We start from the raw sequence: 13,120 nt of genomic DNA, 5'->3' as shown, positions 1-13,120 counted from the left end.
GCTGCGATAGCCTTCTGCGACCGTAGTTCCCCCGACCGAAAGGGCGACCGTGGGCTCCGAGAACGGCAGGAACGTCACCATCGCGATGATCGCGCGGTTGGCGGGCGTCTCCGTGCCCACGGTCTCCCGGGTGATCAACGGCCGGTCCGACGTCGCCCCGCAGACCCGGGAACGGGTGGAGGAACTGCTCACCCGGCACGGCTACCGTCCCCGCTCGGCGGCGCGACGCACCCAGTCCGCCCTGATCGACCTGGTCTTCAACGACCTGGACAGCCCGTGGGCCGTGGAGATCATCCGTGGGGTGGAGGACGTCGCGCAGGCCAGTGGGGCCGGCACGGTCGTGTCGGCCATCCACCGGCGCACCTCGTCGGCCAAACAGTGGCTGGACAACATGCGCACCCGCTCCACCGAGGGGGTCATCTTCGTGACCTCGATGGTGGAGCCGCCGTTGCAGGCCGAGCTGCGCCGGCTGCGGCTGCCGGTGGTCATCGTCGACCCGGCCGGGGTGGCCCCCCAGGAGGCCCCCACCATCGGCGCCACCAACTGGGCGGGCAGCCTGCGCGCCAACCAGTACCTGCTCGGCCTCGGCCACCGGCGGATCGGCTTCATCGCCGGTCCGCCGCAGCTGATGTGCAGCCGGGCCCGGATGGACGGCTACCGGGCCGCGCTCGACGCCGCCGGCCTCGCCGTCGACGACCGGCTGGTGCGGCCCGGCAACTTCTACCACGAGTCCGGATACACCGCCGGCATGCACCTGCTGGGCCTGCCCGAACCGCCCACCGCGATCTTCGCCTCCAGCGACCAGATGGCGCTCGGCGTCTACGAGGCGGTCCGCAAGCGTGGCCTGCGGGTGCCCGACGACGTCAGCGTGGTCGGCTTCGACGACCTGCCGGAGGTCCGCTGGTGCTCGCCGCCGCTGACCACGATCCGGCAACCGCTGGCCGAGATGGGCATGCTGGCCGCCCGTACCGTGCTGCGGCTGGCCCGGGGCGAGACGATCGAGAGCCCACGCATCGAACTCGCCACCGATCTGGTCGTCCGGGACAGCGCCGCCCCGCCACGTAGCCGCTGATCCGATCCGCTCCCGGCGGTGGCGCGCCCGCGCCCGCGCCCGTCCGGGGCGGCGCGGCGGCCGGCCGGGACGGCATTGCATCGATGTTTATCGAATGCCAGACTGTTCTGGCGTCGTCACGCTCGGGAGCCAGCGTGACCACTCGTGCACCGGTCCGTCGGACACGCGAGGTGGCCGCGCCATCCCGCGCCGGGCAGTCCGCGACGCTGACCACCGGTCACCCGCCCGCGCCCGACCGGGGCACGCGGCCGACCGGTCGGCCGGCATTCCCCGGCCACGACGGTCGACGGTCGCGCGGCACCCCACCCGCCCACCGCACGGTGGGCGACAGTCCCGGAATCCGGCACCCCAGGCCCGTCCCGGCCGCCGGTTCCGCCCCGCAACCCCTCGGAGGTACGGATGCTCCGCACGTTCGGCGTGGTGCTGGCGACCACGACCCTGACCCTGGCCGGCTGGGCCGGTACGCTCACCGGCGCCCAGGCGCAGCCGGTCCTGTCGGCCACCCCCACGCCCACCCCCACCTACGCGTGCCCCCCGGCGCTGCCGGTCTCCGGCCAGTTCCTGTCGGCCACCACCACGAGCATCACCGTCCGCTACTCGATGCTCCTCAGCCCGCCGTGCGGGTACGACCCGCCGATGACCCTGGTCCTCTTCGCCAGCCGCGAGGACGCCACGGCGTGGCGGAACCCGGTGGCCTCGGCGGTGTCCGGCCCGCAACGGTACGGGGACATCACCGTCGAGGGCCTGACCCCGGACAGCGAGTACTGGTTCCGGTTCAGCGCGGGGGAGAAGCACGACCCGTACGTGATCAGCGGGCCGGTGCGGACGCTGTCCGCCGCGTCGCCGACGTGCGGGGCGACGATCACCGTCGACAACCGGTGGACCGGCGGGTACGCCGCCACGGTGACCGTGCGCAACACGGCGGCGGAGACGCTCAACGGCTGGCAGGTCACCTGGCGGTGGTCCGGCGACGAACGCATCTCGGCACTCTGGAACGGGGTGCTCAGCACCTCCGGCGTCGACGTCACGGTGCGCAACGCCTCCTACAACGGGACGCTGGCCCCGGGCGCGACCACGACGTTCGGCATGCTCGTCTGGACCGGTGCGCCCGGCGCGCTGACCCTGGCCTGCGGCCGGTGACCGTCGCCGCCGGCCGGCAGGCGGTGGACGTGCCGGCACGCGCCCGGACCGGGCGGGGCTGAACCCGCGGCGCGGCGCTGCCGTCCACCGGGCGGCAGCGCCGCGGCGCGGTGGCCCGACCGGCGTCGATGCGGGCCGGACCCGGTGGTCGAAAGGAGCGGTCGACGAGGTGTGGCGGCGCGCTACGCGGTGAGCGACGCCGTGATCCGGGTGTACTCGGCGGCCATCTCCGGCTCGGCGAGGAAGTCGTCGAGCGCCGCCGGGACCCGGTGGTCGACCTCCTCCAGGGAACGGATGGCGAGTTCGTACAGCTCGCCGCGCCGGTGCTCCTCGAGGTAGCTGGTCCAGTGCTCCAGGGCCGACAGGGCGACGATCAGGCCCGGGTCCATGTCGCCGTCGGCGAGGATGCCCGCGTCGATGCGGTCGAGGTGCCCCCGCAGCTCGGTCGCGTCGGCCGTGGCGACGCTCTCCCGGGCGGCGGTCAGCGCCGCCCAGGCGTCCTCGTCCAGGTCGTCCTCGCCGGCCCCGTCGGCCAGGCCGGACGCCAGCACCCGGGTGACGGTCGCCTGCCCGAAGGCGTGCAGGTCGTCCTCGTCGGCCGCGTCGACCAGCTCACGGATGGCCGAGTCGCACTCGTCGTATCGCACCGCGCCAGGGTAGTGCCCGGCCGGCGGGTCGCCGACGGTGGGCCGTCCCACCCGGCCGGGACGGCGGCCCCGCCCCGGCCGGCACCGGCGACGCCTACGGCCGCCAGCGGATGTTCGGGTTCACCTGCCCGGTCCAGTTGAAGATGGCCATGTTGTCCCACTGGTTGCCGGTGCCGTTGATGTTCGCCGGGTCCCACCCGTTGCCGGGCACCGCGTACCAGGTCGGCTCCCAGTAGAAGACGCCGACCGCGCCGGCGTTGCGGGCGGTGTCCTGCACCCAGGAGAACTCGGTGGCCTGGCCGGCCCAGCTCGCCTGGTGCCCCGCGCACGGTTCGGTGCCGTTGATCGCGTTCGGCTCGCCGTCGGCGTTCGCGGCGGTGAACGGGTACGCCGTCTCGGTGAGCACCACCGGCTTGCCGTACCGGGTGCGGACGTCGGTGATGACGTTGTAGAGGTTGGTCAGCGTGCCGTGCCACATGCAGTAGTACGACAGGGCGGTGAGGTCCCACTGCACGCCCTTGGCCCGGATGCCGTCGTAGAACCAGCGGGCGTGGTCCATGCTGTCCGCGTTGGCGGTGTGGATGATCACCTGGGTGCCGCCGTTGCACTGCTTCGTCGCCTGGTAGCCGGCCTTGAGCAGCAGGCTGAGGTTGGTGAAGTCGTTGTTGACGACCTTGCCGTCGTTCCACAGCATGCCGACGTTGATCTCGTTGCCGATCTGCACGCTGTCCGGCGTGGTGCCCTGGTTGCGCAGGCTGGTGCACACGTCGTAGGTGTAGTTGTAGACGTCGGTCTGGAGCTGGCCGATGCCGTGGTTGGCCCAGGCGGCCGGCTTGTACTGCTTGCCCGGGTCGGCCCAGGTGTCCGAGTAGTGGAAGTCGATCATGAGCTTGAGGCCCTTGGCCTTGACCGTCTTCGCGTACGCCAGCACCTTCGCCTTGTTATTCCAGCCGCTGGCCGGGTTGTTCCAGACCCGGAGCCGGACGTAGTTGACGCCGAGGCCCTTGAGGATGTCGAGCGGGTCGCGGGCGGTGCCGGCGGCGTCGTAGTACCGCGCGCCGAGGTCCAGGCTGCGCTGCACGGAGGAGACGTCCGCGCCGAGCATGGTCAGCGTGTTCGCGGCCGACGCCGACGTCGGCGGGCCGAGCAGGGCGGCCGGCAGGGCGACCGCCGCGAGGAACGCGACGGCCCAGGCCCGCAGGCGGGATCGGTACGGAGTCATCCGGACCTCCTCGGTGGTGGGGTGGTGGGGGACCTGCCGGCGTCGGGACGGCGACACCAATAGATGCACATGACTATACCGGGGTGGGGTCGGGTCGCCGACGCGCGAGCGGGCCACCCGGGAAACCCGGATGGCCCGCCCGTGTCACCGACGCGTCAGAGGTTCAGGCTCCAACTGTTGAGGTAACCGGTGTCCAGGCTCGCCGCGTCCTGCACCCGAAGCCGCCAGGCGCCGTTCGCCACCTCCGAGGAGAGGTTCACGGTGTACGTCTGGTCGATGTTGTCGGCGCTGCCCCCGGAGCGGCTCTGCAGCGTGTACACGCTGCCGTCCGGGGCGATCAGGCTGACCACGAGGTCACCGATGTAGGTGTGCACGATGTGCACCTCGACCTTGCTGGTGGTTGACGGGGTCGCCGCGCAGCCGCTGATCACGATGGTGCTCTCCACCGTCGAGTTGTCGGCGATCGGCACGTCGGTGCCGTTGCTGCCGGAGCAGCCCGGCAGCCCGTTCACCGTCACGTTCAGCGTGGTCGTCCGGGCCACCGAGGGGGCGGTGCCCACCACCGTGATCGGCACCGTGCCGCTGCCGGCGGTGGCGGCGGCGGTGACCGTCACCGTGGTCGACCCACCGGCGGTGACCGACGCCGGGGAGAACGACACGCTCACCCCGGCCGGCAGCGGGCCGGTCGAGAAGGTGACCGTCTCGGCGGTGCCCCGGATGACCGTGGTGGTGACGGTGGCGGTGCCCGAGGTGCCCGGGTCGATGGTCAGCGTCGCCGGGGCGACCGCGACGGTGAAGTCGTTGGCGGCGCACGACTCGGTGCCGGTGACGTTCACCGCGGTCCAGGCGGCCATCACGGCCTTGTACTCGGTGGAGCACAGGCCGTACAGGTCGGTGGCGGCCGAGAGGGTGTGCAGCCGCGCGGTGTTGGTCGGCTGGGCGGTGTTCACGTAGCGGGTGTTCGAGACGAAGTACGCGTCCAGGGCGCGGAACCAGATCTTCTCCGCCTTCGCCCGACCGATCCCGGTCACCGGCGGCGCGGAGCCGCACAGCGGCGAGGTGCCGTACGAGGTCGCCCCGGAGCCCTCGGCCAGGTTGAAGAAGAAGTGGTTGGCCACGCCGGAGGAGTAGTGCACGTCGATGCTGTTGGTGCTGCTCGACCAGCAGCCGTGCGACGAGCCGTCCAGCGTCGGGTTGTACATGTAGCGCAGCGGGGTGCCGTTGCCGTTGATGTTGATCTTCTCGCCGACCTGGTAGTCGCCGGGGTCGGCGGTGGTGTTCGCGTAGAACTCCACCATGTTGCCGAAGATGTCGCTGGTGGCCTCGTTCAGGCCGCCGGACTCGCCGGAGTAGGTCAGGCCGCCGGGGACCACGTTCTCGGTGACGCCGTGGGACATCTCGTGCCCGGCCACGTCGAGGGCGACCAGCGGCCGGGCGTTGCCCGAGCCGTCGCCGTAGGTCATCTGCGCGCCGTCCCAGAAGGCGTTGACGTACGCGTTGCCGTAGTGCACCCGGCTCGGCACGCCGGTGCCGTTGCCGAAGATGCCGTTGCGGCCGTGCACGTTCGTGAAGTAGTCGAACGTCATGGCCGCGCCGAAGTGCGCGTCGACGGCGGCGGACTGCCGGTTCGAGGCCGCCCCGGTGCCCCACACGTTGTCGGCGTCGGTGAAGGTGGTGCAGGTCGAGGTGCCGTTGTTCATGTCGCAGGTACGGCCGTTGCCCCGGGTCGGGTCGATCATGCTGTAGGTCGACCCGGACAGCGTGGTGTCGATCGAGACCGGGCCGGCGTAGACGCTGTTGCCGGTGCCGACCACGGACTCGATCTCGTCGAACGAGCCGATCCGCGCGCCGGTCAGCGCGTCGCTGATCACGTGCAGCTTCGAGGGGGTCTGCCCGTCCGGCGCCCAACCGGTGACCACGGTCTCCCAGGCGAGCCGTCCGGTGCCGCTGCTCGCGTCGACGAACAGCTCCGCCGCCCCGGTGCCGGTGATCCGGCCGGAGAACGCGGTGGTCGCCGCCTTGCGGGCCTTGGCGGCGCTGACCTTCGGGGTGGTGGCGAGGCTCAGCGGCGCGGCCAGGCCGACCGAGCTGCCGGCGTAGTCACCGTCGGCCCCGGTGCGGATGACGACGTCCCCGCCGTAGACCCGGAGCCCGTCGTAGGTGCGGGTGTAGCGGACCGTGCCCCGGCCCTGGGCGTCCCGCTTGCTGCTGTGCACGGCGTAGCGGTCCTTCGCCGAGGTCCGGACGGCGCGGGAGTGCTCCTTGAGCGCGGTGTCGGCGGCGGCGACCAGCGCCGGTCCCGGGGTGGCGGGCGGAGCGGCGGACGCACCCGTGGTGGTGACCACGAGACCACTGCCGACCAGCATGGTGACGCCGGCCAGCGCTAGGGCTGATCTCAAACTGACCTCCCCAATCCGAGATGCTCTCGCATCTTTCGATGACGCGATCATCGTCGGCTGTGGAGAGTCTGGGAAGACGGTTATCGATGGATAACCATACCGAAGTATCCATCTTCCCGAGGTGATGACCGGCGAGCCACCCCCGAGGTGTTCCGTCCCGGTTACGGCTGGAACACGCCGGCAACAATCGCCGGCCGGTCAGCGCAGACCGGCGAACAGGTCGTCCTCGGGTAGCGCCGCCCCGGTGGTGTCACGGACCCGGACGAAGGTTTCCCGGCCCATCAGCTCGACGAAGCGGTCCCGCCCCATCCGCAGGAAGAAGATGTTCTCGGTCTGGCTGGCGTGTGCGGCCAGCGCGTCGAACTTCTGCGCCCCCCAGTTGCTGGTGTCCACCCAGGTGGTGATCTCGTCGTCGGGCAGGCCGAGCTGCGGGCCCGCCCCCTCCGCGCCCTCCGTCTCGTCCGGCTCGGCCCACTCGACGCCCAACTCCTTCATCACCCGGCCGAACTCCGCGAACGCCGTCCGCGGCACGGTGGTCCAGTAGACCTTCGCCGGGATGTCGGTCAGCTCGACGGCGGCCATGGTGATCCGGTGGGCCTGGATGTGGTCCGGGTGGCCGTAGAAGCCGTTCTCGTCGTAGGTGACCACCACGTCCGGCCGGTACCGGCGGATCAGCTCCGCCAGCCGCTGCGCCGCCTCCGCCACCGGCGTGGTCCAGAACGCGCCCGGCAACTCGTTGGTCGACCAGCCCATCATCCCGGAGTCGGCGTAGCCGAGCGTCTCCAGGTGGCTGACCTTCAACGCCGCGCAACTGGCCTCCAACTCGGCCTGCCGCATCGCCGCCACGGCGGCCGGGTCGTGCCCCGGGTCGCCCGGCTTGACCCCGCCGGGGCCGTCGCCGCAACCGCCGTCGGTGCAGGTCACCAACACCGTCGTGATGCCCTCCGCCGCATACCGGGCCAACACGCCACCGGTGCTCGTCGCCTCGTCGTCGGGGTGCGCGTGCACCGCCATCAGGGTCAGACCTCGCTCAGCCATGCCCTCACCCTAGGCGGCCCGACCGACCGCGGCGGGCACCGGCCCGCAGGGGAGCCGGCCGGACGACGCGCTGCGGCGGCGGCGGATACGCGGCGGGCAACGACCCGGCAGGGGACCGGCCGGGCGAGGTGCGCCGCAGCGTCGGCGGATACGCGGCGGGCACCGACCCGGCAGGGGACCGGCCGGGCGAGGTGCGCCGCAGCGTCGGCGGATAATGGCCGCCATGACCACCAGCTGGAACGTCCCGGGTCTGCCGTTCGCCCTGTCACCGTCGCCCGAGGCGGCGTGGACGCTCGCCGAGGCCGACGGCGCGGTGACCGGGTCGGCGGCCCCGCGCAGCGACATCTTCATCGACCCGGCGGCGGGTGACCCGGCCGCCGGGGCGACGCTCGATGCGGCGACCCTGCTCGGCCCGCCTCCGGACGGCGACTTCCAGTTCAGCGCCCGGGTCACCGTCGACTTCGCGGCCACCTACGACGCCGGGGTGCTGCTGCTCTGGGTCGACGAGCGGCACTGGGGCAAGCTCTGCTTCGAACTCTCTCCCGACGGCGAACCGATGATCGTCTCGGTGGTCGCCCGGGGCGTCGCCGACGACGCCAACGCCTTCGTCGTCGACGCCCGTACGGTCTGGCTGCGGGTGTCCCGGATCGACCACGCGTTCGCGTACCACGCCTCGGTCGACGGACGGACCTGGCGGATGGTCAGGTACTTCGGCATCGACGGCGCGGCCACCGCCGCCACGATCGGCCTGGAGGCGCAGTCGCCCACCGGCGACGGCTGCCGGGTCGTCTTCGACGACATCCGCTTCACCCGCGACCGGCTGGCCGACCTGCGGGACGGCTCCTGACCCGGTCCCCGGTCGCCCCGGGCGGGTGGGGACGTTCGACCCGCACGGGCTCGCCCCGGACGAGTTCGTCGTGCAGGCGTCGGCGGGCGGCGGTGACGGCGCGGCCGGCGCGCACGTCGCCCTCGGCGAGGCGCCGCCGCAGCAGCCGCAGGGCGGCGGCGCGGTTGAGGCTGAACTGCCGTTCGGTGTCGACCACGACGACGGTGCCGGAGGGGCGGTGGGTCGCCCGCGCCGCCGTGCTGGCCTTGTTCCGGTGCTGACCGCCCGGTCCGCCGGTGCGGCAGGCGACGACGTGCACGTCGGCCTCGACGAACGCGGTGCTCGGAGTGTCCACCCGGCACGGCCGGGCGGTGACGTACCAGTTCTTCCGACCGGTCGCCGGCCGGTACGGGCTGGGCGCCTGCCAGCACAGGGTGCCCGTCCACCCGGCGGCGAACGCCGCCGCGCCGGGCCCGTCGAGCCGGACCAGGACCGACCGGTAGGTGCCCGGCCGGTCACCGGGGACGGACTCGACCCGGTGGCTGTCCACCCGGTGCCGGGCGGCGTCGGCCGCCAACCGGCCCAGCAGCCGGGCCACCGCCCAGGCGCACTCCTGCGGGCCGCGCCCGGCCGACAGGAGCAGGTGGACGCTCACCCCCGACCCCGCCGACGCCCGTCCCGGCGGGCCGGCCCGAGGTCGGGCGTCTTGTAGGTGACCAGCGGGACGGTGCTCGCCACCGGGGTGGCCAGGTCGTGCGCGACGAGGTCGGCGATCACCTGCTCGATGCGTTTGTAGGCCGTCGGGGCCTCCTCGAACAGCAACTGCCGGTCGCCGCACACCACCAGCGACCCCACCGGCGTACGCCGCAGCTGCGCGACGGTGTGTTTGGCCCGCCCCCGGCGCAGCGCGTCGGCGCGGGACATCTTGCGACCCGCGCCGTGGGCCACGGAGTGGTTGGCCGCCGGGCCCGCGTGCCCGGCCACCAGGTACGACGGGGTGCCCCGGGTGCCGGCGACCAGCACGTCCCGGCCGTCGCCCGGGGCCGCCCCCTTGCGGTGCAGGTATCCGCCGTCGCGGACCTCGACCAGGTTGTGGCACTGGTCGACGACCGGCTCGGTGGGCTCGGCCCCCAGGGCGTGCGCGACCCGGGCGGCCAGCACCCGCCGGTTGAGCGCACCCCAGCGGACCGCCGCGTCGTGCCGCGCCAGGTAGCCGGCCGGGTCGGGGGCCGGCCCCGCGCCGTACGCCTCGGTGTGGGCCCGCAGGATCCGCTCGCCCAGGCCCCGCGACCCGCTGTGCACGATGAGCACGAGGTCACCGGTGGTGAGCCCGAGCCGGCCCGCGTGGTCCGCCGCGAGGACGGTGTCGATCCGGGCCAGTTCGACGAAGTGGTTGCCCCGACCGACCGTGCCGAGCCCCTCGACGTGACCGGCGGGCGGCTCGCCGGGCGCGACGGCCCGGGCCGGATCGTCGGGGTCCGGCGACCGGTCCAGATCCGGGAACCGGGCGGCGATCCGCTCGGGCACGGCCCGCTTCAGGCCGATCGGGAAGACGGCGATGCCGCACCCGATGTCGGAGCCCACCAGGTGCGGGTAGAGCACGGTCGAGGCCATCGCCGCGCCGATCGGGGCGCCCTTGCCCGGGTGCAGGTCGGGCATGGCGGCGACGTGCCGCATGCCGTCGAGGGCGGCCACCTGGTGGCACTGCCGGACGGCGTCGGACTCGATCCAGCTGTCGGGGAGGCGAAGACGGTGACGGTGGCCGTGGTCGACGGCGGCAGGGAATGCTGTGGGGACACGGACGCTCGTTTCGGGTGACGGGAACGGACGGACGGCGCGCGGCGGCACGACGGCGTGCGAGGGCGCGCGGCGCGGCGCGGGCGGGATGCGGAGGTGTCCGTCAGTACGTCATGCCCGTCAGCCTGGCCCACCGGACCGCTCCCGCCAACCGGTTTTCGGCCGGCCGCTCAGCCGACCGGCATCCCCAACGGGTCGGCGAGCAGCCGGGTGAAGCCGAGTTCCGCCGCGCCGACCAGGGTGGCGTCGTCGCCGAGGGCGGACACCCGCAGCTGCGCCCGGGTACGCGAGACCGGCAGGACGTTGACGGCGATCCGCTCCCGCACGTGCGCCGCCGAGCCCCGGTACACCTCCCGCAGCATCCCGCCGAAGATCACCATGCCGGGGTTGAACAGGTTGATCACGTTCGCCACCCCGATGCCCAGCCAGTCGCCGACGGTCCGCAGCGCCTCCCGGGCCGTCGGGTCGCCCCGGTCCGCCGCGTCCACCACCTCCCGGACGGCGCCCCGGCCGATCCGGTCGGCGGGTCGACCCGCCGCGTCGAGCAGCGCCCGCTCCCCGACCTCCGCCTCCAGGCAGCCGCGCGAACCACACCCGCACGGTCTGCCGTCGTACGGGTTGACCAGCATGTGACCGACCTCGGAGCCGTACCCGCCGTCGCCGCCGAGCAGTTCGCCACCGACGATGATCCCGCCGCCGACCCCGACGTCGCCGTGCAGGTAGACCAGGTTGTTCACCCCGACACCCACCCCGCGCTGGTGCTCGGCCACCGCGCCCAGGTGAGCCTCGTTGCCGACGAGGACCGGCAGCCCGAGATCGAGCCGGCGGGCCAGTTCCGCGCCGAACGCCTGATCCACCCAGCCCATGTCCGGCCCGAAGCGCACCATCCCGTCGCCCGGCCGGATCATCCCGCAGTACGACGCGCCGATCCCGACGCAGGTCGCCCCCGACGCCGCCGTGCCGTGCAACTGCCGCCCGAGGTCGGCCAGCACGCGGACGACGGTGTCCAGGTCCGCGCCCGCGCGGGCCCGGTGCGCCTCGCGGCGGTCCTGGATCGCCCCGCCCAGCCCCACCCGGGCCGCGACCAGCCGGTCCACCGCGATGTCGAAGGCGAGCACGTACACCCGGTCGGCGGCCGGCCGGACCACCAGGGACGGCCGACCGGCCCGCCCGGTCAGTTCGGGGAAGCCCTCCCGGACCAGGCCGGCCGCGACCAGTTCCGTGGTGAGCGCCAGGACCGTGCTGCGGTTGACGCCCAGCCACTCGGCCAGGCCGGCCCGCGACACCGGGCCACCGAGATGCACCCGCCGCAGCAGCGCCCCGAGGCTCCGGCGGCGGCTGTCACCCGGCGACTGCCCGTCCACGGTCGGACTTCTCGGCATCACGAGGCGGACCCTGTCGATCGGCGGTTGACTACCCGTCGAGGGTAGTGGCGTCGACGGCCGCCAGCCACCTCGCGTACCCGGACGGTGACCGTGCCCGCCGGCTGTCGCGGGCCCGACGCCGGGCCCGTGACAGCCGGCGGGTCACCCCTCGATCCGGGTGATGTTGCGGATCTTGTTGGACGCGTCCAGCGCGGCGACCTTGTACGCCTCGGACAGGGTCGGATAGTTGAAGACCGTGTCGATCAGGTAGTCGACCGTGCCGCCACAGCCCATCACCGTCTGCCCGATGTGGACGATCTCGGTCGCGCCGGTGCCGAACACGTGCACCCCGAGTAGCCGCCCGTCCTGCGGGGACACCAGCAGCTTCAACATGCCGTACGAGTCGCCGACGATCTGCCCCCGGGCCAGCTCGCGGTAGCGGGCGATGCCGACCTCGAACGGGGTGGCGCTGTTGGTCAGCTCATCCTCGGTCTTCCCGACGAAGCTGATCTCCGGGATCGTGTAGATGCCGATCGGCTGCAACTCCTGGAGCTCGCGCACCGGCTCCCCGCAGGCGTGCAGCGCCGCCATCCGGCCCTGCTCCATCGACGTGGACGCCAGCGCCGGGAAGCCGATCACGTCACCGACCGCGTAGATGTGCTCGACGCTCGTGCGGTAGTGCTCGTCCACCGCGATCCGGCCGCGCCGGTCGGCCTCCAGCCCGGCCGCGTCGAGGGCCAGGTCGTCGGTCTGCCCCTGCCGGCCGGCCGAGTACATGACGGTGTCCGCGACGATCTTCTTGCCGCTCTTGAGGACGCACAGCGCGGCCGTCTCGTGTTTCTCGACCGCCGCGACCTCCTCGCCGAAGCGGAACGTCACCGACAGGTCGCGCAGGTGGTACTTGAGCGACTCGACGATCTCCTCGTCGCAGAAGTCGAGCATCCCGTCGCGGCGTTCCACCACGGTCACCTTCGTGCCGAGCGCGGCGAACATGGAGGCGTACTCCATGCCGATCACGCCCGCGCCGACCACCACCATGCTGCGCGGCACGGCCTGGAGGTTGATCACCCCGTCGGAGTCGACGATCGTCCGGTCGTCGAAGTCGACGCTGTCCGGCCGGGCCGGGCGGGTGCCCGCAGCGATGACGATCTTGTCAAAAGTGATCTTGGACTCGTGGCCGGAGCCACCGTCCACCCAGATCGAGTGCGGGTCGGCGAACCGGCCGGTGCCGGTGATCAACGCGACCCGGTTACGGGCGAGCTGGTTGCGGATGACGTCGGTCTGCCGGCTGATCACGTGCTGCGTCCGGGCGGCCAGATCACCGACGGTGATCTCCTCCTTGACCCGGTAGCTGCTGCCGTACAGGTCCCGCTGGCTCAGGCCGGTGAGGTAGAGCACGGCCTCCCGCAGCGTCTTGGAGGGGACGGTGCCGGTGTTGATGCACACCCCACCGATCATGTCGCGGCGGTCCACGATGCCGACCCGCCTACCGAGCTTCGCGGCGGCGATCGCCGCCTTCTGACCGCTGGGCCCGGAGCCCAGCACCAACAGGTCGTAGTCATACACGGCTCCTAGCCTCGCAAGCGGTCGCAAGATGTGCCAGTCGTGATCGTCC

Annotated in this window: 10 protein-coding genes and 1 pseudogene; 3 read left to right on the top strand and 8 right to left on the bottom strand. The window is 72.7% G+C overall.

Annotated features, from left to right (window positions below; translation table 11 throughout):
- The first annotated feature begins 85 nt into the window (after positions 1-85).
- Together FJK98_RS19130 and FJK98_RS19125 are read left to right on the top strand one after the other, a co-directional pair.
- Complete coding sequence (locus FJK98_RS19130) at positions 86-1,072, top strand: LacI family DNA-binding transcriptional regulator (protein ID WP_228542718.1); 987 nt, start codon at positions 86-88, stop codon at positions 1,070-1,072.
- A 399-nt stretch (positions 1,073-1,471) separates the two neighbouring features.
- Positions 1,472-2,212, top strand: a complete 741-nt coding sequence (locus FJK98_RS19125) for a cellulose binding domain-containing protein (RefSeq protein WP_145920239.1) — start codon at positions 1,472-1,474, stop codon at positions 2,210-2,212.
- 182 nt (positions 2,213-2,394) lie between these two features.
- On the opposite strand, the gene FJK98_RS19120 is transcribed toward FJK98_RS19125, so the two are convergent.
- The 4 genes from FJK98_RS19120 to FJK98_RS19105 all read right to left on the bottom strand — a co-directional run bounded on the left by FJK98_RS19120 (position 2,395) and on the right by FJK98_RS19105 (position 7,518).
- Complete coding sequence (locus FJK98_RS19120; protein ID WP_145920238.1) at positions 2,395-2,859, bottom strand: hypothetical protein; 465 nt, start codon at positions 2,857-2,859, stop codon at positions 2,395-2,397.
- Between the two features lie 94 nt (positions 2,860-2,953).
- Positions 2,954-4,081, bottom strand: coding sequence for a glycosyl hydrolase 53 family protein (locus FJK98_RS19115; protein ID WP_145920237.1), 1,128 nt, complete (start codon positions 4,079-4,081; stop codon positions 2,954-2,956).
- A 155-nt stretch (positions 4,082-4,236) separates the two neighbouring features.
- Positions 4,237-6,480 carry a M4 family metallopeptidase gene (locus FJK98_RS19110; protein ID WP_168222506.1) on the bottom strand — a complete coding sequence of 748 codons (2,244 nt, stop codon included), beginning with the start codon at positions 6,478-6,480 and terminating at the stop codon, positions 4,237-4,239.
- Between the two features lie 198 nt (positions 6,481-6,678).
- Positions 6,679-7,518 (bottom strand): PIG-L family deacetylase, encoded by an 840-nt coding sequence (locus FJK98_RS19105; protein WP_145920236.1) that lies wholly within the window; start codon positions 7,516-7,518, stop codon positions 6,679-6,681.
- Positions 7,519-7,741: 223 nt separating this feature from the next.
- Here FJK98_RS19105 and FJK98_RS19100 point away from each other — a divergent pair, with 223 nt between their 5' ends.
- A complete protein-coding gene (locus tag FJK98_RS19100) occupies positions 7,742-8,365 on the top strand; it encodes a DUF1349 domain-containing protein (protein ID WP_145920235.1) in 624 nt (207 codons plus the stop codon).
- Here FJK98_RS19100 and prfH read toward each other — a convergent pair.
- The 4 genes and pseudogenes from prfH to sthA form a co-directional block, all read right to left on the bottom strand.
- Positions 8,325-8,999: a peptide chain release factor H gene (prfH, locus tag FJK98_RS19095; protein WP_145920234.1), complete on the bottom strand. Its 675-nt coding sequence runs from the start codon at positions 8,997-8,999 to the stop codon at positions 8,325-8,327. The genes FJK98_RS19100 and prfH overlap by 41 nt on opposite strands.
- Positions 8,996-10,143 (bottom strand): annotated as a pseudogene (locus FJK98_RS19090) (RNA ligase RtcB family protein). The gene prfH and the pseudogene FJK98_RS19090 overlap by 4 nt, the downstream one beginning before the upstream one ends.
- Positions 10,144-10,311: 168 nt before the next feature.
- A complete protein-coding gene (locus FJK98_RS19085) occupies positions 10,312-11,523 on the bottom strand; it encodes an ROK family transcriptional regulator (RefSeq protein WP_145920233.1) in 1,212 nt (403 codons plus the stop codon).
- A 144-nt stretch (positions 11,524-11,667) separates the two neighbouring features.
- Complete coding sequence (gene sthA / locus FJK98_RS19080; RefSeq protein ID WP_145920232.1) at positions 11,668-13,071, bottom strand: Si-specific NAD(P)(+) transhydrogenase; 1,404 nt, start codon at positions 13,069-13,071, stop codon at positions 11,668-11,670.
- Positions 13,072-13,120: the final 49 nt, after the last annotated feature.

This window comes from Micromonospora sp. HM134, from assembly GCF_007833915.1.
GTDB lineage: Bacteria > Actinomycetota > Actinomycetes > Mycobacteriales > Micromonosporaceae > Micromonospora > Micromonospora wenchangensis.
This window is presented reverse-complemented; position numbering and strand designations above follow the sequence as displayed.